The 24651-nt window shown below is 39.9% G+C and carries 19 protein-coding genes and 1 riboswitch; of the genes, 5 read left to right on the top strand and 14 right to left on the bottom strand.

What is annotated here, in order from left to right:
* Nucleotides 1-201: 201 nt before the first annotated feature.
* Entirely contained in the window at nt 202-1575 is a 1374-nt protein-coding gene (citG, locus tag QSJ81_RS13580; protein WP_285717915.1) for a triphosphoribosyl-dephospho-CoA synthase CitG, read from the bottom strand.
* A gap of 22 nt (nt 1576-1597) precedes the next feature.
* The gene (locus QSJ81_RS13585) at nt 1598-2323 is read right to left on the bottom strand and encodes a nuclease-related domain-containing protein (protein ID WP_285717916.1); all 726 of its coding nucleotides are present in this window, start codon (nt 2321-2323) and stop codon (nt 1598-1600) included.
* 368 nt (nt 2324-2691) lie between these two features.
* On the opposite strand from QSJ81_RS13585, the gene QSJ81_RS13590 reads away from it, so the two are divergent.
* Both QSJ81_RS13590 and dapB read left to right on the top strand, forming a co-directional pair.
* Complete coding sequence (locus tag QSJ81_RS13590; protein WP_285717917.1) at nt 2692-3666, top strand: alpha/beta hydrolase; 975 nt, start codon at nt 2692-2694, stop codon at nt 3664-3666.
* A gap of 150 nt (nt 3667-3816) precedes the next feature.
* Nucleotides 3817-4632 (top strand): 4-hydroxy-tetrahydrodipicolinate reductase, encoded by an 816-nt coding sequence (dapB, locus tag QSJ81_RS13595; protein ID WP_285717918.1) that lies wholly within the window; start codon nt 3817-3819, stop codon nt 4630-4632.
* A gap of 26 nt (nt 4633-4658) precedes the next feature.
* Here the strand turns inward: dapB and QSJ81_RS13600 are convergent, their stop codons facing one another.
* Entirely contained in the window at nt 4659-5288 is a 630-nt protein-coding gene (locus QSJ81_RS13600) for a GntR family transcriptional regulator (RefSeq protein ID WP_285717919.1), read from the bottom strand.
* Between the two features lie 289 nt (nt 5289-5577).
* On the opposite strand from QSJ81_RS13600, the gene QSJ81_RS13605 reads away from it, so the two are divergent.
* Entirely contained in the window at nt 5578-5799 is a 222-nt protein-coding gene (locus tag QSJ81_RS13605; RefSeq protein ID WP_285717920.1) for a hypothetical protein, read from the top strand.
* Nucleotides 5800-6027: 228 nt separating this feature from the next.
* Here QSJ81_RS13605 and garR read toward each other — a convergent pair whose 3' ends face one another.
* The 9 genes from garR to QSJ81_RS13650 form a co-directional block, all read right to left on the bottom strand.
* A complete protein-coding gene (gene garR / locus QSJ81_RS13610; protein WP_285718154.1) occupies nt 6028-6930 on the bottom strand; it encodes a 2-hydroxy-3-oxopropionate reductase in 903 nt (300 codons plus the stop codon).
* Between the two features lie 33 nt (nt 6931-6963).
* Nucleotides 6964-8319: a glucarate dehydratase gene (gene gudD, locus QSJ81_RS13615; RefSeq protein ID WP_285717921.1), complete on the bottom strand. Its 1356-nt coding sequence runs from the start codon at nt 8317-8319 to the stop codon at nt 6964-6966.
* A 59-nt stretch (nt 8320-8378) separates the two neighbouring features.
* On the bottom strand, nt 8379-9293 hold the full coding sequence (dapA, locus tag QSJ81_RS13620) for a 4-hydroxy-tetrahydrodipicolinate synthase (RefSeq protein WP_285717922.1): 915 nt from the start codon (nt 9291-9293) through the stop codon (nt 8379-8381).
* A gap of 25 nt (nt 9294-9318) precedes the next feature.
* Nucleotides 9319-10725: an enolase C-terminal domain-like protein gene (locus QSJ81_RS13625; protein WP_285717923.1), complete on the bottom strand. Its 1407-nt coding sequence runs from the start codon at nt 10723-10725 to the stop codon at nt 9319-9321.
* 19 nt (nt 10726-10744) lie between these two features.
* Nucleotides 10745-12118 carry an MFS transporter gene (locus tag QSJ81_RS13630; RefSeq protein ID WP_285717924.1) on the bottom strand — a complete coding sequence of 458 codons (1374 nt, stop codon included), beginning with the start codon at nt 12116-12118 and terminating at the stop codon, nt 10745-10747.
* 538 nt (nt 12119-12656) lie between these two features.
* Nucleotides 12657-13424, bottom strand: a complete 768-nt coding sequence (locus QSJ81_RS13635; RefSeq protein ID WP_285717925.1) for an IclR family transcriptional regulator — start codon at nt 13422-13424, stop codon at nt 12657-12659.
* A gap of 174 nt (nt 13425-13598) precedes the next feature.
* Nucleotides 13599-14681, bottom strand: a complete 1083-nt coding sequence (locus QSJ81_RS13640) for an iron-containing alcohol dehydrogenase family protein (RefSeq protein WP_285717926.1) — start codon at nt 14679-14681, stop codon at nt 13599-13601.
* A gap of 217 nt (nt 14682-14898) precedes the next feature.
* Complete coding sequence (gene garD / locus QSJ81_RS13645) at nt 14899-16434, bottom strand: galactarate dehydratase (RefSeq protein ID WP_285717927.1); 1536 nt, start codon at nt 16432-16434, stop codon at nt 14899-14901.
* A gap of 18 nt (nt 16435-16452) precedes the next feature.
* Nucleotides 16453-17766, bottom strand: a complete 1314-nt coding sequence (locus QSJ81_RS13650) for a nickel pincer cofactor-dependent isomerase, group 22 (RefSeq protein ID WP_285717928.1) — start codon at nt 17764-17766, stop codon at nt 16453-16455.
* 314 nt (nt 17767-18080) lie between these two features.
* On the opposite strand from QSJ81_RS13650, the gene QSJ81_RS13655 reads away from it, so the two are divergent.
* A complete protein-coding gene (locus tag QSJ81_RS13655; RefSeq protein WP_285717929.1) occupies nt 18081-19994 on the top strand; it encodes a sigma 54-interacting transcriptional regulator in 1914 nt (637 codons plus the stop codon).
* A gap of 78 nt (nt 19995-20072) precedes the next feature.
* Here the strand turns inward: QSJ81_RS13655 and QSJ81_RS13660 are convergent, their stop codons facing one another.
* Complete coding sequence (locus QSJ81_RS13660) at nt 20073-22094, bottom strand: methyl-accepting chemotaxis protein (protein ID WP_285717930.1); 2022 nt, start codon at nt 22092-22094, stop codon at nt 20073-20075.
* Between the two features lie 141 nt (nt 22095-22235).
* Nucleotides 22236-22321, bottom strand: a riboswitch (cyclic di-GMP riboswitch).
* A gap of 170 nt (nt 22322-22491) precedes the next feature.
* On the opposite strand from QSJ81_RS13660, the gene QSJ81_RS13665 reads away from it, so the two are divergent.
* Nucleotides 22492-23832 (top strand): Na+/H+ antiporter NhaC family protein, encoded by a 1341-nt coding sequence (locus tag QSJ81_RS13665; RefSeq protein WP_285717931.1) that lies wholly within the window; start codon nt 22492-22494, stop codon nt 23830-23832.
* A 162-nt stretch (nt 23833-23994) separates the two neighbouring features.
* On the opposite strand, the gene QSJ81_RS13670 is transcribed toward QSJ81_RS13665, so the two are convergent.
* Complete coding sequence (locus QSJ81_RS13670; RefSeq protein ID WP_285717932.1) at nt 23995-24633, bottom strand: RpiB/LacA/LacB family sugar-phosphate isomerase; 639 nt, start codon at nt 24631-24633, stop codon at nt 23995-23997.
* Between the last annotated feature and the right edge of the window lie 18 nt (nt 24634-24651).

A 24651-nucleotide genomic window follows, 5' to 3' on the forward strand; every position in this document is an offset into this window, starting at 1 on the left:
CAGATGGAGTTTTAACTCCATCTGAATCTTAGTCGCACTTATCCAGGGACTTAGCCGCTCTTAACTCCCACTTATAAGTGAGACTTGGGTCCGAAGACCCCTAGTTCGAACTTATTTCGAGTTTACAGCCTGTTTCCCTGACCGTCAAAGGCAGGGAATTACAGACTGTTAACGAGATGAAGATGGGAGTCTTAGAGCGGTTTAGTCATCGGATAAGCAATGCAAGAACCAGGTCACAGCCAGTAAATCAGCTACACCACCTGGACTAACATTTTGTAAGATAAATTCTTTATCCAAAGCTGCACACATGGCCTTACCTTCCATCGTTGCTAGACTTCCTGCCTTAAGGACCCTTTGAGCCTGCTCAGGTACCCATACTCTCATTTTATCGGGATGATGGCGATGCATAACGGTAGTATCCTCTACACAAGTCATAAGTACCAGCAAGGTGTGTAATAAGGCATCATTTACCGATAACCCTTTTTTCAAAGCTTCTCTTAGCGCAGGTAGACCTCTCTCTTTGACAGATGGCAGCCCTTTTGCTAATTCTCCACGAATTCCCGTAATACCATGGTCAATATATAACCGTTCCCCTGCCGTTAACTCATTAGGATTCTTATTCGCTGCACTCTCTAGCTCTTTTTCTACAATCCCAGCTACCATGCTGGCTGCACTAGTTAAAACGCCCTCGGCCGTTACTGAAAGGGCCCGCCCCATTAACCAGCCAACTGTCCCTGTCATAATACCAAGCAAGAACATTAACCCTTTCTGGGTATTCACCCCCTGCGTGGCATAGAGCATGGCCTCCTCACCTTCTAAGCCAATTATCCTTAGCACAGGCAATAACTCTTCGATTGGACCTTCGTGGAGTAAACCCGCCTGGGCACATCTTGCCATAGGTAAACCAAGAGCAGCAGAACTTGCCATAAAGCTATAGAAATCCATATCCTGATGAGCACCACTATTTACTCGATCCACTAAACCGGGAGATGGTGTACAGGTTACCTCATATAACATGGCCTCTACCGCTTTGGCCCCTATACTTTGAGCTGTAGGGCTAATTAACCGGCTTTCATAAGCCCTGAATTGATTCTCCATTTTATTGACCGCCTGCTCTAAATCCTCTTGCCTATGTCTTCCTTCCCGCCTACATACCACAAACTCTCCACCGCAAACAAAACAACCTCGACTTTGCCCTGCTTCGCGACGTGATAACAAGGAACCGTTTTCGTCAAACACATCAATATCCAGCAATCTAGCAAATGGTTGACTTTCTTCTATCTTCACGGCAGCCTTTTTAACTAGCCGCCCTTCTTTCTCAATTGATATTAGAGCCTCGGGACCTGTACTCAAATTCACCCGTTCCTCAGCCGAAATAGTAAATATTTTTTTTATTTCTTCCAAACCATAATCCCGAAGGCGTCTGAGTAATGGCGTATCCTTTACTGCCCCGGGCATATTAATTGTAATACTAACGAGTACTCCACCGTGCTTTTCTATAAATGCTTTTTGCCTACTATAGCGAGCTTCTTTTGCTGCTAGAACATCTTCTAATGTTACCTCTTGCTTTGTCATTTATAACACTCCATTTAGCCAACTACTTATTCTGTAAGGTATTTATAATCTCTACTACTTTGCTAATTAGGGTTTTATTCAAATATTGACGATTTTTATAGGTCAAAATATGATGAGTCAACCGTTTATCAGGAAGCAATATGGGAACACTGCTGTTATGCACCTTTACATGTACCGCCTCATTGGTAAACAAGACAATGCCTTCCACCCAAACGTTAATGCCTTGTTCTTTTAGAAATTTGGAAAGCTTATAGACCTGACCCTTTACCTGTTTTACGGGATTCGCCATTTTTTTAGAATACTTTCCGCCACCCCGGCCTACTTTATACTGTGTCCATTCAGAATCTGCTGCATCCCCTACGATACTGCCATTATGATTTTTAACCTCTACAACATAGATTCCTTTCATTCCCACGATAATGAGATCGGTTTCTTGGCTGTAATTCTGATAAGAAATACTCACATTCGTAAATACATGATAATCATCTGGCAGATGTAATGCTTCTACTAACCCTAGACGTTCTCCCCGCGCACCAAAACGAAAAATAACTCCTCGCCTTATATAATAACTAGATAGAATCATAAATAGAGTGACGGGTACAAAGTAAAACCAACTAATCACTTGTACCTTATGCACAAATACCAAATATAGAGACACAAATACTAGCACTAGCATTAAAACACCAGCCATTAGACTCCGGTTGGCCTTACTACTTATATTATTTTTCCCTTTATAAAATTGATCCATTCCTTTTTCTCCCCTATTCTATACATCTCATTTTGTGCATCGGTTATTTATAAAGAAGACTTGATTCAGATGGAGTTTTAACTCCATCCGAATCTTAGCCCTTCTTATCCAGGGACTTAGACGCTCTTAACTCCCACTTATATAAGTGAGCCTTGGGTCCGAAGACCCTTAGAGCGGTTTAGTCATCGGATAAAATCTAAATTTTACAATTTTTTTCTATCAAATATACTTTATTCTGTTCATAACACAAAAAAACCTCCATACATTGAGATGTTTTCTTCTGTACAAATTTTTTCAAAGGACAGAAGTATAGCCCTTTCCCATTTTCTACAATATAATAGATGTAACAACTATCGGAGGCTCGTTCCATGTATGAAGATATCACATTAAAAATATATAAGCGTAAAATTCATCGTCAAATGGTCTTGATCCTTAGCATTGTACTGGTTTTTGTCATCAATGTTGCCGGTTTATTTGCCGGTGCTGTCTTTTACAATGAATTTTGTGTCTTAAATACTCGTACTAGCTTAGAGCGTTTTAATCCATTAAAAGCAAAACTTGAGAATGGAATCAAAACAAAAAAGTGGCAACAAGTTACCATTCCCTCTTCTTTCGGTTATGATTTAAAAGGAACGTATATCCCTAATGCCGTTCCCTCCGATAAGACGATAATACTTGTACACGGCATTGCTGCCAATCGTTTAATGGGCTTATGGTATAGCAATATTTATTTAGATGCGGGTTATAACATCCTCATTTATGATTCACGGGCTCATGGAGAAAGTGGCGGTAACTCTGTAACTTGGGGGTTTTATGAAAAATTTGATCTTGATGAATGGGTACGTTTTGTAGCCCACATGCACCCGAATGGCACTATTGGTGTACATGGAATATCCATGGGGGGAGCAACTGCTCTCATGCATGCTGAACTCAATGAATTTTCAAAGCAAGTAGCCTTCTATGTTGTTGATAGCGCCTATAGCGACTTAGAAAATTTATTAACAAAGCAAATTAGCTCCATCGTAGATTCTCACAACTTCCTTTGGGTTAAAATCCTATTAAAGTACTCTAGCGCAGTCGCGTACATGCAATCCCATTTTCGTTATGGTGAAGTGTCGCCAATTCGCTCTATACAAACAGTAACTACACCCATCTTATATTTGCACGGGGAAGCAGATGCCCTCGTACCTGTTAACATGACACGTCAGCTCTATGCTACCACAAAAGGTTATCGTGAAATTCATACCTTTCCCAATGTAGGACACGCTATGGCTATTTTTGACCGCCGCTCGGAATACCAACAAATCGTAACTACCTTTATTGAAAACGCTACAAAGCAATAATTGTACGTTTTTAAAAATGTAGCATATTTTAATTATTTCCACCATAAACTAGAAATAATTATATTTTTTGGTAATTATAAGGATATTCATTGACTATCTAACAACCCAATGTTAAGATAAGATTGTTAGTAAGGGAATGGAGGCGGCAAAGTGAAGATTGCATTAGTAGGATTGGGTAGAACGGGAAAAATAGTGGCCGAATATCTACTTCAGCAAGGCGTACTCAGCATGGTACTATGTAGGCCAAATAGTATTAATGCGCATAAAGACATTGGCGAACTACTAGATTTAAAAGATACAGGAATTATCGTAGAAACAAGTGACCATTTGGAAAGTAAATTATTTCAGTGCCAGCCAGATATCCTAATTGATTTCTCCTGTACTAGTTTTTTGGCAGAACATATTCATATCATAGAAAAGTGCGGCGTGAGTGTAATTACAGCGGTAACAGGTTATGAAGCAATCGAGCTTGAGAAACTCAAGAATGTAGCCCAAAGAGGTAATATCGGCATTGTTGTCGCCCCCAACATTACCTATGGAGTAAATGTACTACTTGCAATGACGGAAATTATGGCGGAATTAATGAGTGATTATGATTTCGATATTTATGAAGAACACCACAAATACAAAAAAGATAGTCCGTCAGGGACTGCTAAGAAGATCGCAGATAAAATCCAAGAAACCTTAGTTCTTAATGAAAAAATTCCAATACACGCTATCCGAGCAGGTGGCATTGTCGGCAAGCATAAGGTTATTGTTTCTGGAGAATTTGACCAAATCGAAGTATCTCACCAATCTTACTCTAGAAAAGCATTTGCCCAAGGTGCTTATAAAGTAGCTTTGTTCCTTTTCGGTAAAACAGGATTTTATGAAATGAGCGATGTTTTTGAGCAGGAAAAAGACAAAAGAAGGCACATCTTGGCCGCTCATAAAATCAAAGAAGATATTAGGTTAAACTTAGCGTAACTATAATAGAAAATCACATGAATTGATCATGTGATTTTTTTATTTTTCTCGACGAACTGCGTCGCCTTCTGCAGTATATTACTTTTTCCTACAATGATCAGGCGATCATCTGGTTCAATAATGGCATTTGGGCCAGGGGATATGTCAATTTTTCGGTCACGCCGAATTGCCACAATCGTTGCGCCAGTACTTTGCCAAAATTTTATATCCGCAACGGATCTTCCCACTAAATGAGAATCAAAGGGAACTTTTATCTCGATTGGATTATAAGGATTTAGATTCTTCAATCGATCAGAATAGCCAACAATTTCACTAAAGATTTCTTGCAACCTTTTATCAATTACCAACTTCTGCGTTAGTAATGCTTCTAATTCTTGTTTTAGAGAGTAAACGGATTGCATACTTTTGTGATGTGTAATGAAAGGATAGGCTCCCTCAATGGATAGTACGACAACTTCTTTCCCTTGTGAAACGGAAACAATATTTGCATCCTTTAGTAAAGCAATAGCCTTTCGTATTGTCTCAGATGACACATTATAGTGACTAGCCAGTAAGGTCCGACCAGAAATTCTTGATCCTACGGGAAATTCGTTATTGACAATTCTTTGCGCTATATCAAGGGCTATCGAGTGATACATGGGGAAAGCAGACGGCATAATGTTCCTCCAAATTCAGCTACAATTATTTCTTTTATATTAGACGAAAGTAAAAGAATTAGCAACTGCTTGCCCTGGTTTTCTTGCATCAACAAGATTTCATGTTATTTGCTCATAACTCCGCTTTTTAGATAGAACAAAATTTACTATTTTTTTACTTTATTGGGTTTTCTATATCTTTAGATGGAGGTACAAAGTCCTGGAACATGTTATTCTACAATTAGTTGTTAACTTTTTTCTAAAAGATGTGGATGCGAGCTAGAATAGATGCTTCAAGGAGGATCGTACCATGAAAGAGCCCACAAAATCATCCCTTATAGCTGATAACATTGATCGGATTTTAGAGCAGCTCAAACAGGCTGATTTAAACCATTTGGACACTTCCGATTTAGTTAAAGAATTGGAAAGTATAATGCTTCAGTTCCTTAATCATAGACTTATCAATCCTGACGCTGCCTTAACCGATAAAAACTCATATTCTAGATGCGGGACCCTAGATCGAAGGTCCTAACGATAAGAAAAGACTTGGCTTGTGCCAAGTCCTCGGACGCAGACAGAAGCCTTAGTCGTTCTTACTTGGAATCAAGAAAGTGTTATACTTTCTGATTCCGTAAAATAACGAATACCCAGGAAGGCTAAACTTTACATGAGTATTCCCATTCTTATACATATTACAACAATTCACTTTCTATAATTTTTTAGAACCTCTTATCTTACGATAAGAGGTTCTACTGCTAAATTAGCGCTTAACTTCCACTTTAGCCATTTTTTCATAATATCGTACCAAACTGCAATGATCCGCATCTCCCATATCGTCTACCTTGAGAGCTTGCATCATTTCCATGACAGCTGCTGTCAGAGGCAATGGAACCCCCATATCATGAGAAGTTTCTAAGGCATTATTCAAATCTTTAATGTGAAGGTTAATGCGAAATCCAGGATCAAATTTACGATCCATCACCAGTGGCGCTTTTGCGTCAAGCACTGTACTTCCTGCTAAGCCACCACGAATTGCTTGGTATACTAACTCTGGCTCTACCCCAGCTTTGCTTGCTAAAACCAAAGCTTCCGACATAGCAGCAATATTCAGAGCAACAATCACTTGGTTTGCAAGCTTAGTCACATTTCCTGCCCCTATTTCTCCAGTTCGCACAACAGAACCAGCCATGGATTTCATAACAGGATAGCATTTATCAAATACTTCTTGCTTACCGCCAACCATAACAGACATGGTACCGTCAATGGCTTTAGGTTCGCCACCACTTACAGGAGCGTCCAACATTTCTACACCCTTTTCAGCAAGCTTTGCAGAGAGTTCGCGACTTACCAACGGAGCGATAGAACTCATATCAATGAAAACAGTACCTTCTTTTGCTCCTTCAAGTAATCCATTTTCGCCTAATACTACTTCTTTTACATGAGGTGAGTTAGGTAACATGGTAATAATAATATCAGCTTGCTCTGCCACAGCTTTTGCTGTTGGCGCACTCTTAGCACCCGCAGCGACCACTTCGTCAACTGCACTTTGGTTTCTATCTACAACAATGAGATCATAACCAGCCTTCAATAAATTTTTGCTCATAGGTTTTCCCATAATTCCAAGTCCAATAAATCCAATTTTCATATTATCTACTCCTTTAATTTCAATTTAATTGTAAATGTTTTACATATCCCTTTAGCGAACTAGACAAGGGCGCTTATTATCAAACTTCCAGTTTGGAATCAGGTACTGCATTGCCATAGCATCATCCCGTGCACCTAGGCAATTTTCCACGTAAAGTTTGTGTGCCTTCTCAACCTGCACCATATCTATTTCGACTCCAAGGCCCGGTTTATCAGGAACAGCTACCATTCCACCAACTATTTTAAATGGCTCTTTGGTCAAACGTTCTTGACCTTCTTGCCAGATCCAGTGCGTATCTAGCGCTGCAATTTTTCCTGGAGCAGCAGCTCCTACATGAGTAAACATGGCTAAGGAAATGTCAAAATGATTGTTAGAGTGAGATCCCCAGGTCAATCCCCATTCATGGCACATTTGGGCTACACGTACCGAACCCTGCATGGTCCAAAAGTGAGGATCGGCTAATGGAATGTCTACTGAATGCAACTGGATTGTATGCCCCATCTGACGCCAATCCGTAGCAATCATATTCGTGGCCGTTGGCAATCCTGTAGCTAGGCGGAATTCAGCCATGATTTCCCGCCCAGAATAACCATTTTCGGCTCCACATGGATCTTCAGCGTAGGCTAATACATGTTGTTTATTACTGCACAATCTGATTGCTTCGTCTAGTGACCATGCACCATTCGGATCAATGGTAATTCGCGCATTAGGGAAACGCTGGGCTAACGCGGTAACCGCGGCTATTTCTTCTTCCCCTGGCAGTGCGCCACCTTTTAGTTTAAAGTCGTTAAAGCCATAAAGCTCGTGAGCCGCCTCCGCCAACCGCACGACGGTTTCTGGAGTCAACGCCTCTTCATGACGCAAGCGATACCAGTCATTTGCAGCATTCGGATCACTTAAATAGGGTAAATCTGTTTTGGTACGATCACCAACATAGAACAGATAACCCAGCATTTCTACAGCCTTACGTTGCTGGCCCTGACCAAGCAATGCCGCAACTGGTACTTCAAGGAACTTACCAAGCAGGTCAAGTAAAGCAGCTTCTAGTGCTGTGACAACATGAATTGTGATCCGTAAGTCGAATGTTTGCAGCCCTCGTCCAGCGGAATCTCTCTCCGCAAAAGTCTGCCGCACCGCATTGAGGATGTTGTTGTAATTCCCAATGGATTTACCAATAACCAAATCTCTTGCATCCTCAAGCGTTTGACGAATGCGTTCTCCTCCAGGAATCTCACCAACACCTGCGTTGCCTGCATTATCTTTAAGAATTACAATGTTACGGGTAAAAAAGGGACTATGTGCACCACTGAGATTTAAGAGCATACTATCTTGACCAGCAACAGGAATGACCTGCATTTCAGTAATAATCGGTGTAGACGAACTACCTTGTTTTTTGTTCTGATCCATATTACTCACTCCTAGTTATCATAATCTTGTCTTTGGACTATTGTCCTAACAACTATGCATTATTTCAACAAGCCCATTTCTATCAGCACCTTAGAAAGTTGCTCTCTTTCACTATGGGTCATGGGGCCGGCTGGGTCCATACAAGGTCCCGCTTCAATCCCGAGTAAGGTTAATGACTCTTTAATCACTGCTGGGAAAGTACCAATGGAAAAGGCAATCCTGAGAGGCGCTAGAGCAAACTGGGCTTTGAGGGATCCTTCTAAATCGCCAGCCATATATTTTTCATAGATGTCAGCGCAAAGTCTAGGCGCTACATTGGCGCAAGATGCAATGGAACCAGTAGCACCATATAAAAGAGCTCCATAGATAAGGGTGTCTCTCCCCATAAGCACGGAGAAATCCTTCCTGCCTTGGGTCAAACGTATATATTCAGCAGTTAAGGTTAAATCACCACTGGAATCCTTAATACTCACAATATTAGGTATCTCAGCTAACTTAGCTACAGTTGCAGGCGCAAGGTTAACTGCGGTCTTAGGAGGATTGTTATAGAGAATTACGGGAAGAGATGTACTTGCCGCAATATCCTTAAAATGTTTGTATAACTGATCTTGATTTGGAGTGACAAACATAGGAGTCAAAACAGACACGGCATCTACTTTGCATTCCTCTGCCATTTGGGTAAGCATGATGCTCTCCCGGGTAGTGATCCCATTTGTACCTGCATAAACTGGCACTCTACCTTTTGTCTCATCCATAGTAACCAGCAAAATTTCCCGTTTTTCTTCAGGAGTCAACCCATAAAATTCTCCCGTAGTTCCTGTAACAAATAATCCGTGTACACCACCGTCAATCAGATAATTAATCAACTTACGCATGGCTTTTTCGTTAAATTTTTCTTCAGCCGTAAGAGGAGTTATCACCGCTGGTATAATTCCTTTTGGTGTAAAGCCTACTTTATTTTCTGTTATCTTCATTTATTTTTCCTCTCCTTAGTTCTATTTAACGTACCATACTAGGACGTTTTGGATCATACTTCCAACCAGGAATTAGATATCGCATAGCCATGGCATCATCCCGAGCGCCTTGACCAATTTTCTTATATAGTTGATTTGCTTTCTCGATCTGCTCCATATCAATTTCTACGCCAAGACCTGGTTTTTTCGGTACTTCTATCAATCCATCTACAATTTGGAAAGGTTCTTTCGTCAAATTTTCCTGGCCTTCCTGCCAAATCCAATGGGTATCAATCGCCGTAATATTACCTGGAGCAGCAGCTGCTACATGGGTAAACATGGCTAGAGAAATATCAAAATGATTATTGGAGTGGGAACCCCACGTTAAGCCCCATTCATTACATAACTGTGCAACTCGTACTGAACCCTGCATCGTCCAAAAATGAGGGTCAGCCAAGATAATATCGACAGCATGCAGATTCGCTGAGTGTCCCAATTGCCGCCAATCAGTAGCAATCATATTTGTCGCAGTAGGCATACCAGTCGCACGTCTAAACTCTGCCATAATCTCCCGACCGGAATAACCATTTTCAGGACCACAAGGATCCTCCGCATATGCCATTACATTGTGTTTGTTACGGCACAAATTAATCGATTCGTCTAAGGACCAAGCACCATTAGGATCAAGAGTGATCCGTGCCTCAGGAAAACGTTTTGCAAGTGCAGCCACTGCTTCCATTTCCTCAGCACCGCTCATTACGCCGCCTTTTAATTTAAAATCTTTAACACCGTAGCGTGCCGTTGTTGCTTCGGCAAGGCGTACAACTGCTTCGGGCGTTAACGCTGCTTCATGACGCAAACGCAACCAATCATCTTTTTCATTCGCATTACTTAGGTAAGGTAGATCTGTTTTTTTACGGTCACCGACGTAAAATAAATAAGCGAGAGTTCTTACGGCATCACGCTGCTGTCCACTACCTAGTAATGCTGCTACTGGCACATTTAGGAACTGTCCTAATAAATCCAGCAAGGGAGCTTCTATTCCTGTAAGCACATTATCAGCGCGCAAATTGATTTCGTGTGGCTGTTTTAGCACCGCTTCTTCCGCTGCAGAAGTTACTTTATGCACCGTAGATTGGGGACCGGCTGTACTTTTTCCCAATAATTTTTGTCTTATATTATTGAGAATATTGTTATAGAGACCAATGGATTGCCCCACTACAAGTGATTCGGCTTTTTCTAGTGTCCGAAGGATGCTTTCCCCTCCTGGAACCTCACCTACCCCCGTATGTCCTAGGCTATCTTTCAGTATGACTATCGTTCGAGTGAAAAATGGGCCATGTGCACCACACAGATTTAATAGCATACTATCATGTCCTGCAACAGGAATGACTTTCATTTCTGTAATAATCGGAGTACCTGTATAAGCAGCGTTGTTTACCTGAGTCGTCATATTTTAAAAGAGCCTCCTTTTATTTAAGTTCAACACGTTTAATTTCTCCAACAACAAATAGGTAGCTGACTATGGCAATAAAAGCATGTACAACAACATAGATTAGCGCACCATTAAACGATCCTGTTGATTGAATAATATAGCCAATAGCAATTGGCGTCGTAATACTTGAGAGATTACCGCAAGTGTTTAAGAGTCCTCCACTCAAGCCAGCAATTTGTTTTGGCGCCGTATCCGAGTTAACCGCCCAGCCCAGTGCACCAAGACCTTTGCCGAAGAAAGCTAATGCCATAATAGCAATAATCATCCAATGAATATCTACATAGTTACAAGCAAGCATACTCATGGACAATAACATACCAAGTACGATGGGCACCTTCCTTGCAACCGTAAGGGAGTAACCCCTTTTAAGCAAGAAGTCGGATATAACGCCACCCAAAATACCACCTAAGAAACCGAATATAGCGGGTACAGATGCAGCAAAACCGGCTTTCAAGATTGTCATTCCACGAGCCTGTACTAGATAGACTGGAAACCAAGTAATGAAGAAATAGGTAATGGCATTGATGCAATATTGAGCAACATAGATGCCTACCATCATACGATTTTTCAGCAATTCTTTTATATAGTGCATATTAGGTCCTTCTTGCTTAGCGACATCCTTTTTCTCTTGATCTACATCGCACTGCATATTAGACCCTTCTTGCTTACAAACATCTTTTTTAGATTGATCCATATCAACCAAGCCGCCGCCTTGTTCAATATACTCAATCTCAGCCTTATTAATCATCGGATGATCTTTAGGGTTATGAATCAACTTATTCCATACAAATGTAAAAGCGATTCCCAATCCGCCCATGACTACAAATACATAATGCCAACCGAAATTGTGAATAAGCCATCCCATCAGCGGTGCGAAAAATACAGTGGCAGCATATTGGGCCGAATTAAAAATAGCGGAAGCAGTACCACGCTCTGATGCAGGAAACCAAGCTGCAACAATCCGGCTATTTGCCGGGAAAGAAGGCGCCTCAGCAGCTCCAACCATAAACCGCAACGCAAACAATGTTATAATTGCTGTAGCTCCAGTAAGAAAACCTACGAAGCCTTGAAATAGAGTAAATAAAGACCAGAAAAAAATGCTATATGCATATACCTTTTTTGAGCCAAAGCGATCTAAGAAATATCCTCCGGGCAATTGAAAAATAACATAGGACCAACCGAAAGCTGAAAAGATATAACCCATTGATATCGAATCCATGTTTAATTCTTTTGCTATCGCTGGACCAGCAAGGGAAATAGTGGCACGATCGGCATAGTTGATTATGGTAATAAAGAACAATACGGCTACGACGATCCAGCGAACATTACTTTTTTTAATAGAATCTTTCATAATATATCCTCCTTATAATTTAACTTGTTAGCAGCGCTTCCGTGAATCTTGTTTTGACTAAGAGACAACTTCCGATAATAGATAAGATAGCACTAAGGTAACTGTCTGCCCTCCATTTTTTACGTTTCTTTATTTCCCAATTGGAGATAACCATTAATAAAATTTTCTCAGCCTCATTTTATTCCATTTTCGATATTTTTATTTCATATATTGAAATTCTATTTCTTTTTTAATAGTATTCTATTCATTATATTAATATTCCTTCTATTTTTAGCAAATAAATTTATTTTTCTAAATATAAATAATAATATCGACAAATCTGACTCTTATCACGACACAATGATATATATAAGAAAAGACTTGGCTTAGGCCAAGTCATCAGACGCAGGCAGAAGCCTTAGTCGTTCTTACTTGGAATCAAGGAAGTGTTATACTTTCTGATTCCGTAAAAGAAAACAAAGCACTCTTTGAGATCTTCAAAGAGTGCTTTGTTCTTAATCTTACTTATAAATTAGAACGGAATTCCTTTCCCCTACTGTCACCAACCGCCTCTTGAACCCATTCTAGCTGACAGTCGGTTGGCATAATCAATCAATATAGGTACGTATTCCATTAGTTTTTCTACCGAATACATGCTGGTAGGTCCCGAGATACTGATACCTGCAATGATTTTTCCTGTTGCATCATAAAGGGGAGCAGCGATGCAGTTAATCCCATTGTTCCATTCCTCTAAATCTACTGCATACCCTTGTAAACTTACTTTTTCAATTTCTTTTAAGAAAGTATCAGCATCAGTGATTGTGTTTAGCGTATAGCGATTGACATCGCGTTTAAAAACTTCACTTACCACTTCTGGGGTCTTACAAACTAAGACTTTTCCTAAGGCAGTACAGTAAATAGGGCGACGCATTCCAATATGAAAATAACCATATGTGCAATAGGGAGTCTCGGCTCTCGCAACATAAATGACCTCATTATCATCAAGCACTGCTAAATTCACATTCAACTTTAGGTTATTTGATAATTCTTCAAGATAAGGAAGACAAATCCGCCTAATTTCCATCGAATTAAGAACAATACCCTCATACTTTAGAAAACCGCGGCCCAAGGAGTAGTTGACTTCGTGTTGTTCAATTAAATTAAACTCTTTTAATGTATTTAATAAACGATAAGCAGTTGGTTGGTTAATTCCCGTGATTGCACTAATATCCTTTAAGCGCAGTCTCGGATTTTCATAAGAAAAGCAATTTAGTATTGTAATTGCCTTCGTAATGCTATTATTTAACAATTCCTTATTAACAGCCATTATTATCACTCCAAATTTCACATGTTAGCTACATAATTCATTATTTCGATATAATTCATTATTATATGAAATAATCCTGCATTCTAAAAGTAGTTAACTAAAAATAATATGTTTTCATTTCATTTTTTACTGAGTGATAATACTATATTTACATCATACTTAGTTAATGACACTTCAAACTTGAGCCGCCAAACTATCAACTCGCTTTATTGCATTAATTACCATTTCTTTGGATACTTCAAATGGCATACAAGCCATAGCTGTTGTTTTAGAGGAAGCTTCAGCTATAATTTCTAATTCCTCTTTTGATAAACTAGCAATTTGTCTTAAAGTGGTCGGGATTTTGCAGCGATTCGCCAGCTTTATTTCTTCCAGTATTTCTTGATCCGACTTCTCCTCTAGTGCTAAGAGGCATAAGTTCCCATATCCTACAATGAGTCCATGAGCAACACTATGGGATTTAGGCACTTTAGTGAATCCGTTATAAATCGCATGTGCCGCAGCATTACGCAGTTTTTCTCCGCCATAAATAGATGACATGCCCGCAAATAGAACAATAGCGTCTACTGTTGCATCCAACGCCGTACTATGTCTCATATTTTCTGCCGATTCCAGTGCATCCTTACCAAAATGTTTTATTATATCGTAACAAATCTGACCATTTGAAACAGCTGCCATTGTTAAACTTGTTGGTTGCATGCGCGACGCTGCAGCACGCAATTCGTACATTTTTGCTAGCGTATCGCCGATGCCGGCAGCTAACCAAGAAGATGGGGCGCCAAGAATGACTGTAGTATCAATAATGGTTGCCACTGGACACTCTGTTAGAAAAAGATTGTCGGCAAATTGACCCTTTTCATCGTACAGTACTGCTAAGGGTGTTATTGCCGCACAAGTGGCAGCAATGGTGGGAACGGTAACTATAGGCAAAAGGCATTTAGCTGCGACCGCCTTTCCTGTATCAAGCGCCTTTCCACCACCAACAGCTAAAATGAAATCCGCCTTACCTGCCATAGCCCTATCAGCTAAATGCTGAATATTAGCTCGTGAACATTCACCACCATACCAATCAGTAGCAATGATCTCAACTTTAGATTCTGCCATTTGTTTATCGATTATTTCCTGTGTTTTCTCCAGTGCTGTCTTACCACCTAAAATATAAACTCTTTTCCCTAATGTCTTACAATACTCTCCTATATACTGCAAGGCATCTGCACCACGAAATATTCTCCCAGGGAAAGGCAATTGAGTATTCATGTAATTTCCTCTCCTTCATTTTTAATTAGTACTTATGCTCATAGATAGGTTACTATGCTATACCTGCTATTTTACAAATATTGTACCAATCTTCAAAAACAGAATTTGTCCTCTAGATCATTAATAAATAAAATATATACAAAGCATTCATACTACATATGTCTTTTTCCAGGACCTGGCCTCATTGTTTTTATTTCGTTTAACTCAATACGAACTATCAGGTTACTGGCGCAGGGTTAAATAAGCATAACGCATTCTGCAGCCCCCAGTGCTGAGCCCAAGTTTGTTTACGACCGCTGGCAACTTCGATAATAAGCCGAAAGATTTCCCAGCCAATTTCTTCAATCGTTGCATTGCCAGTTGCAATTTGTCCTGCATTCACATCAATAAGATCATGCCACTCTTCTGCCAACGCGTTCCGGGTCCCGACTTTGATAACTGGCACCATGGCAAGTCCATAGGGTGTTCCTCGTCCAGTGGTGAATACTTGCACATGAATCCCAGAGGCCAGTTGCAGAGTACCACAGACAAAATCACTAGCAGGCGTTGCTGCATAAATCAGTCCTTTTTCCTTAGCCTTTTCACCAGGAGATAACACTCCTACAATCGCACTGCTACCGGATTTGGCAATAGAACCAAGGGCCTTTTCCACAATGTTTGCCAGACCGCCTCTTTTATTGCCCGGCGTTGTGTTCGCACTTCGATCCACTTCGCCAAGATCTAAGTAATGATCATACCATTTCATTTCTTGAATAAGTTTACGACCGACTTCTTCATTCGCGGCACGAGGCGTTAATAAATGAATTCCATCTCTCACCTCTGTAACTTCTGAAAATAATACGGTCGCTCCAGCACGCACTAACAAATCAGCTGCATATCCCACTGCTGGATTAGCGGTAACACCTGAAAAAGCATCACTACCGCCACACTGCATGCCAATCACTAAATCCGAAATAGGACAGGTAACCCGTTTTCGAGCATTCAATCTTTTTAACTGTTCTGTAGCCTCTTCCATAATCTTCTCAACCATTTTACTAAACCCACGTTGCTCTTGTAATACAACGATTGCTGCAGCATCACTATTTTGGCTCATTTTTTCTGGCATCAGCTTTTCACACCCCAAGCCAACAACCATTATTTCTCCGCCAAAGTTAGGATGTGTGGCAATATTTTGGAGAGTACGAATAGGAATAATCGCTTCAGGAGCATTGATCGCCACACCACAGCCGTAATTATGATTTAACGCCACTACATCTTCCACATTAGGATACTCCGGAAGTATTTCTTCTTTGATTCTTTTTACCGCATAATCAAGAACACCGGCAACACATTGAACACTGGTACTAATGCCAAGAATATTTTTTGTTGCCGCACTGCCATCTGCATTGCGAAATCCTTCAAAGGTATACCCTTCAAGAGGCGGAAGCTTTGGGGGAACCTTGCTCGCAAGGGATAAATCGTCTAAGTTTGGTGAAGTCGGCATACGAACTAATGATTCATCAATCCAACTGCCTTTAGTAATGGGACGAATTGCATATCCAATCACTTCACCATAGCGAACAATCTCCTCTTCTTGTTTTAAATCCACTAAGGCAACTTTATGCCCTTGAGGAACATGCTCTTTGAGCTCAAGACCGCAAGGAAACACTGTACCTTCTGGCAATCCTCCAGTATTGACAACAATCGCAACATTATCTATTGGGTTAATCTTAATGTAAAGAGGCGCTTCTTTTTTATTGTCAGTCAAAGTCATTCTCTCCTTTATTTCATCTTACTCTTTGATAATAGACGTAATTAGATTTCCTTCCACATCAAACTCCATATATTGTGGCTCACTTTCTGCTTCTAACCCTTCGTATTTTCCATGATTAACATCCTCATAATATGCTTCTGATAACATAATCTGTCCAATATGAAGACTATTCGGAATACGAATGATTCTTGCTTTTTCTTTGTTTACATTATTTAAAGTTCGTATACATAATTGAATGGCTTCTTTATCGGTTGCTACAACAATCGGGATTCCGGCTGATTTTAGCACTGTACTTGTCAAACAATTAGGATACATCTTTTCAGGATCCAGCTTATCAAATAACCGTTTTGTAATCGCACTAGCTAGACCAGTACCTAATCCATTTCCATGAGAACACTCTGTAATATCTAACATACACGTTCTTTGAACCTGCACACCACCTGTTGCATAATCAGTAGAGAATGTACCAGTAATATTGGGATCTACCCCCGTGCCGCTATAGTTCTTGCCAATTTCGTCAACAATGAGAACATCTGCCTCGCCTACAATTAATTGCGGCATATTAGCAGCCGCCCATTTTAACAATTCAGGTTCTCTAGCCATAATATCATCTTTGTGAATGGCTTCTATTTTACACGTTTCATCATATGCATTTTCCAAACAGGGAATAGCTAGTAAAATAGGGGCTTTTTCTAGGATTATTTTTGCATTGGCCGGTAGATTCTCAGCAATCTTCCCCATACCATCGCTATGAACACTCTCTGCACCATGCTGTTTCCCTAGACCAACTACCATCATCTTACAAGGACCACTCTCATATTCACCGCGAAATGCGTTATGAAGCTTTAGACGGCAAGATACAATAATACCATCTGATTGATAAGCTATTTTATCTAAATAAACTGGCTTTCCTAATTCTGAATAACCTAACATGACGGTGTCCATACAGGATTTTATTGGGCATCCCATACTGTCTTCTGTAATGTTATAACCAGCTAAAATTTCTCTTTGTCCTTCTGCTGTTGCTCCGCCATGACTTCCCATTGCTGGAACAATAAAAGGGATTGCATTTTTGGATTTTACAAAATCTACTATCCCTTTCGTAATAATGTCTACGTTTGCAATTCCTCTGCTGCCTGCAGTAATGGCTATATTCATCCCCGGCCTAATTTGATCGCAACATTTTTCTTTAGATAATTCTGCAAAAACAACCCCTGGTATTTCTTTTGGCGTAATAATTGGTCTTGGGAATATTTGTTTTGCATGAAACATTTTAGGAATAAGTACATCCTTTAATAAATCTGATACAACCCCACCTTTTTTAATTTTCACGGTTTACTCCTCACTTTTACACCTTTCTTATAGTAATAAAGCTTTTTAGACTCGCACATACTTCAACTACTGCAAATACCATGCCAATTGTCAGAATGTTGTAAACCTTATCTTCATACTTCATTTATCACCATAACTGTAGGAAATTCTGCAACAACTGTTGCAGAATTTCCTACATATGTTGTTTCACGCCTACCTCTAAGCGTGTATAATAAAAAAAGAACAAGTAATTCTTTCCTGGTCGTACATAAACTATAGTTAAACTTTTTTAACATATATAATCTGAAGACTTAGTTAAGGGGAGTGATCCGATTTTGTCTAAAATAGCCTTTATTGCTCCAGACAAACAATTGTTTTTGCAAGGCAAAGAAATTATCCATGAGCTTGGCTTAGAACATAAATTCGACCTTTATTTAGCAAGGCTGAATCGTGGAATTCGCCTTGCTAAGAAACTACAAAATGAAGATGTTGATGTGATTGTTTCCAGAGGGGGCACTGCTCAATTAATTATTGAATCAAAAGTAAAAATCCCTGTAGTTGAAATTCCCATTACTGGCCAAGATTTGGCCCAAGTCTTCCATGACTCCAAGAGGATAACAGGGATACCTCACCCCAAAGTTGCCATACTAGCCTACCCTAATATGGTAAATGACATTGAAGTACTTTCAAAGATTCTTGCTATTGAGTTAGTCATTTTTCCTCTGAAAACCGTCGAGGATATTCCTGCAAAAATAGCGGAAGTAGCAGCAACAGATGCCAATATTGTAGTGGGTGGAATCAAAACAGTACTGTTAGCTGCAGAAAAAGGCTTACAGACTCACCTTATACGATCTGGAGATTTTTCCATTCGGTCCGCCTTTCTTGAAGCGCAAAAAATAGCCTTAGGCCGAAAATTCGAGAAAGAACGAGCCCAAGAATTCAAAGCATTAGTGGACTATTCCCTAGAAGGTATTATTAGCATCAATCAAGAGCGAGTCATTAAAGTTTTTAATAGGGCAGCCGAGCGGTTATTAAATCGTTCTGCCAAAGATATGCTCGGCAAGAAAATAGACTCCCTGCTCAATTTTATAAACGTTGAAACATGTCTATTAGAAGGTAAACAATCCATTGGCCAAGTTATACAACTTGGTGCTATTTGGATTACCTTTAACATTGCACCTATCATTGTCGACCAAGCTATCATTGGCGTCATCATTACTTTCCAAGATATTACACGTATTCAAGAAATGGAGCTTAGAATTCGCAATGAAGTAATCGCTAGGAAATTCGTTGCCAAATATAACTTTGGTGATATCTTGGGAGTATCCTCTCAAATTATTGAAAGCAAACGAATTGCCCAGGAAATATCTTCTATTGATGCCACTGTATTAATCTCTGGTGAATCAGGCACGGGCAAGGAATTATTTGCCCAAAGTATTCACAACGCAAGCCCTAGAAAGAATGGACCTTTTGTTGCCATCAACTGTGCCGCCTTACCACAAAGTTTGCTTGAAAGCGAACTCTTTGGTTATGTCGAAGGAGCATTTACAGGAGCAGTCAAAAAAGGAAAGCCAGGTTTATTTGAAATGGCTCATAGAGGCACCATATTTCTTGATGAAATTTCAGAAATGGACAAATACGGGCAAAGCCGATTACTACGGGTATTGCAGGAAAAGCAGGTCATGCGCCTAGGAGATGACAAATATATTCCTGTAGACATAAGGATCATTGCCGCTACTAATAAAAATTTAGCAGAACTTATTAAAGAAGGGAATTTCCGGCAGGACCTTTTTTACAGACTTAAAGTGCTAACAATGACGCTGCCGCCATTACGCAATCGAAGCACGGATGTAAAATATCTCGCACAACACTTTTTGCAACACGATCAAAGAAAGTACCTTAAACAACTGGAAATTACGTCCTCAGGCTACGACTATCTAGCGAACTACTTTTGGCCAGGAAATGTTAGAGAACTAAAGTTTTTTATTGAAAGACTTGTCGTAATAGCAAATGAAAAAATCATTACTGAGATAGTACTCCAAAAGTATTGGGACGACAGAGAATCCGCTCTAGAGCTTGCTAATGATACACTTGAGGCGCCTTTACTATCAGAGGAAGATCGCATTATTTCTGCATTAGCACAATATAATTCGAATATAACCCAAGCAGCTAGATTCTTAGGTATGGATCGAAGTACACTTTATCGCAAACTTAAAAACTATAAAATCGAGGTCAAGAAAACCTATTAGGGAAAATAACATTTTCTTTTAAGATAGCCAAAAGCCGCTTAAAACGTATCGTTTTAAGCGGCTTTTCCAGAGAGTTATTTATACTTTAAATTGGGCTATAATGGATCGAAGTTCTTCAGACATTTTCGCTAAGGCTTCACTGGAAGCGGCGATCTCTTCCATCGAAGCAGACTGTTCCTCAGTTGATGCTGAAACAGTTTGCGTATATCCTGCTGTCGCACCACTAATTCTGTCGATTTCCTTAATTGAGGAAACAATTTGTTCGCTCCCACCTGCTACCTGTTGAATGGCAGCAGAGATATCCCGGATTTGATCGGAAACTTGCTCAATTAAATTCAAGATTTCCCTGAAGGCTTTGCCTGCTATATGAACTACTTCTGAACCTCGCTTGACTTCTTTCGTCCCCTCAGACATTACATTAACCGCGATTTCTGTATCCCCTTGAATTTCACCAATGAGTACTGCAATATGCTTTGCTGCGTCCTCGGATTGTTCAGCTAGTTTACGAACTTCTTCCGCTACCACAGCAAACCCTCTGCCCTGCTCGCCAGCACGTGCGGCTTCGATAGCGGCATTTAATGCAAGGAGATTTGTTTGGCCGGCAATTCCAGCAATCGTATCAACAATTTGACCGATCTCTTTGGAACGATCGCCAAGTTTTTCAACAACCTGGGCTGAATTTGTTACTGTTTTTTCGATATTTTCCATCTGTTTTGTAGTATCTTCGATTGCCTTACCACCATTTCGGGCAGCAAGTGCAGTCTTCTCGGCAGTGGCTGCTACATTTTCAGAATGAGCAGCTACCTGCTGTATACTAGCAGACATTTTTTCAACAACATCCGTAGCAGCATCGACTGCTTGCATTTGGGAAGCACTGCCTGAAGCCACTTCCGTTATCGTTTCAGCTACTTGATTGGCAGCTATAGAAGATTGTTCTGCACTTGCCGTAAGTTCCTCAGAAGATGCTGCAACCTGTTCTGCTGAGGTAGCAATTTGTTGAACCAAACCGCGTATTTTTTTCACCATAGTATCAAAATAAATTCCCATTGCATCTAACTCGTCTTTACCCGCGACACTCTGTGTTGTCGCCCCACCAATAACAGCCACTTGTGAAGTTAAGTCACCTTCCGCCATTTTTTCGATCGCTTGATTCAAGCGTATAATGGGTTTCGTTAAACGCCTTGAAATTAGAATACCAAAACCACAAGCAGCAATAAGAATCAAACCGATTGTAATAAGGGAGGACCTTAAAAATGGAGTTAACTTTACAAAAATCTCTTTCTCTGGAGCATTAATCCCTAAACTCCATTGAGTCCCAGGAACAGGAGCGTAAGCTACATACTTTGAAATGCCCCCGTCTACGTAATTACCAGTTCCAGTTTCACCGTTTACCATTTTATTTATTACAGCTTTAAGTTGATTATTTCCATTAGGATCCTTTAATATATTGGTCTTCATGACTTGTTCTTTATCAGGATGAATAATGATGAGTCCGTCACCTTGAATAACATAAGCATAACCACTTTGTGCAACCTTAATTTCATTAACACGCGAAATGAGAGCATCAATAGGGACTGTACCGCCTAGAGCACCTATAATCTGGTTATTCTTTTTGATCGGAGCAACAACAGATACTACCATTTTGCCATCCGCCTTAGAAATAATAGGATCGGTAGTTACCACTTTGCCAGTTGACATGACCTGTTTAAAATAGTCACGATCAGCGATATTCGTTCGATCACCCGATGTATGAATGGATTGCCCCTTTGCATCTACAAGCCAAAACCGTGAATAAATCGGATTACGCTTGATCTCTTCTTTTAAATAAGTAAGTGCACCTTGCGTATCTCCGTTCACAACACTTTGATTCGTTGCTAATATGGAAACCTCGATTTCACGAGTGCTTTTCCACGTTCCAATATCTTCAGCATAAGCACTTGCTCGGTGGATAAGATCCTCCTCAACATCGGAAACTAATATGCTTTTTGCATTGTAAAAATTACATACTCCTAGAATACTCAATGTAAGTAATAAGCCAATCACTAAAACAGCAGTAACCTTTACCTGAATACTTTTTCCCATCCATTTAAGCAAATTCATAAAAAAATTCTCCTCCGCCTCATTTTTCACTTCTTGCCCAAATTGCTAGCTACCTACCTTGAAACTCTACCTCTCTCCCAAATAAAAATAGCACCTGCCCAAAGCAAGTGCTAATTAACTCATCATAATTAATTATGATTCACTAGCAACCTGGCAATCATAGACAACTCGTCTTTAGACCCATAGCTTTGCGTCCCAATTTTTCAATTGGTTTGCCAATATTTCCTTTTTAATATTGTTCATTGTACACCCAATAGCCAAATTCGTCAAATAATGCCAAAATACAACGTTAAGAGTCATTTTTCAGCCTTGACTTGGGGGGCACATACACTATAAGATTTGAGATGTCTTAGTATCTTATCAATCTTATTAAATACTCATGGAAGAAGTGATGACTTTGGACACTATAATCGTCTTTATTCTTTTTTTTAGTTCTCTGCTTTTCAGCATTTATCATGATATTTCTATTATTTATTCTTTGCTTTTGGGGCTTCTAGGTTTTTCCTTACTTTCGTTACGTCGAGGTTATACCCTAACAAATTTATTTAACATGATGATGATTGGTTCAAAAAAGTCCCTTATCGTAATCAAAATTTTTGTACTGATCGGCGCAATAACAGCTGTTTGGCGAGCCAGTGGCACGATCTCCTTTATCGTGTATTATGCAATTGCCTTTGTCAGTGCAAAATACTTCATACTATCCGCCTTCTTACTCTGCTGTCTAGTATCCTTTCTACTTGGAACCTCATTTGGCACGGTTGGAACCATCGGTGTAGTGCTCATGGTATTAGCTAAAGGGGGTAATGTTGATATCAACATGACGGCAGGTGCCATTATCGCAGGAGCCTATTTTGGTGATCGCTGCTCTCCTATGTCTTCGAGCGCTAATCTTATAGCATCTTTAACAGATACTAAGCTGTATATAAATATAAACAATATGATGAAAACTTCGATTTTACCATTTATCCTTTCAATTATAGGTTATACCTACTTATCAAATGCGAATCCTCTGTCCTTCTATGACACGCAAATGACAGACGAGATATTGAAATCTTTTGATATAAGCATAATTACCTTATTTCCCGCTGCCATTATACTCCTTTTAGCCGCCTTTCGCATTGATGTAAAATTATCAATGGGCATCAGCATACTTTCTGGTATCTTGATTGGCCTTTTTGTTCAACATCTATCCTTTTCACAAATGGCAACTTACATTATGACAGGCTACACGATGGAACATGGCGGCTTCTTTGCCAATATCATTCAGGGTGGCGGCCTATATTCTATGCTGAAAGTTGCTCTTATTGTTTTAATTTCCTCTTCCTACTCCGGCATTTTTGAGGGAACTGGTTTATTACAGCCAATTGAACAATTTTTCGAAAGACTTAGCGAAAAAATCAGTGTCTACCCTACTACGATACTATCCAGCATCGCTACCGCTGCTTTTAGCTGCAATCAAACCTTGGCAGTCATGCTCACCCATCAATTTGCCTATAAGATCTATGAGAAAAAACAACGTAACAAGTACCAATTGGCCCTCGACATGGAAAACACGGTCATCCTGCTCTCCGCTGTCATCCCCTGGAATATTGCAGGGGCTGTTCCTGCTGCGGCACTCGCAACAGATTCAGCCTTCATCCCTTATGCTTTCTATCTTTTCCTTGTTCCCCTAGTTAATTTATCTTTTTCATACAAGGTGAATACTTCAACTACCAATTCCAATACTACTAGCAAATAAAGGCACCCCCATACTCTACGACCCGCCCTCCTCCTATTAATCAAATTAAAAGGATGTTCAAATCTTACATACAATCCCTAGTTCAAATTACACTTCGAGTGCTTCCAAACGAAAAATGCCCTAAAGTTCATTCGATCTGAACTTTAGGGCATTTTTGTGCAGTTAAGCTAATACACGTTTGATATAAGCGGCAATTTCGTCATTTTTGCAATTTGCGAAGAAATACTCTTGGAATTTCTCTCCACTTACTGCACCTTTTAATAACTCTTGATCAATATTTTTTAATATTGTCAGCATATCTTGATGAGTTACTTTTTTAACTTCATCTAAGATTTTCTTGTTGCGTTGTTCTGGGATTACTCTATCTTTTGGATATCCTTGTCCGCTTTCGCCTAGAAACAATTTTTCAAAAATATATTCAAGGTTTAATTCAGCACCCCAGCCAAATCCTTTGGCAAAGGGTAACGCAATTGCATTTCCATCATTGATTTGAGCAAACATATAGGCATCGGATGGATCGACCACATGTCCACATAACACTCCTGGAAAGGAATTGCAGGATAACATAGCACCTTCTCCTGTGCCACATCCTGTTATAACATAATCTACTGCCTTTGAGTTTAACAAGATCGCTGCCAGAATGCCATTCTGTACATAGGTCAATTGCGCTTTATCTTCTGCACCATACATTCCGTAGTTGAATACTTCATGTCCCATAGGTTCTACCACTTTTTTCAAAGCGGAACAAATCATTTCATTTTTAGCCGCTTGGCTATTTTCATTGATTAATGCAATTTTCATGTTTTTACGCCTCCTATA

This window comes from Pelosinus sp. IPA-1, assembly GCF_030269905.1.
GTDB lineage: Bacteria > Bacillota > Negativicutes > DSM-13327 > DSM-13327 > Pelosinus.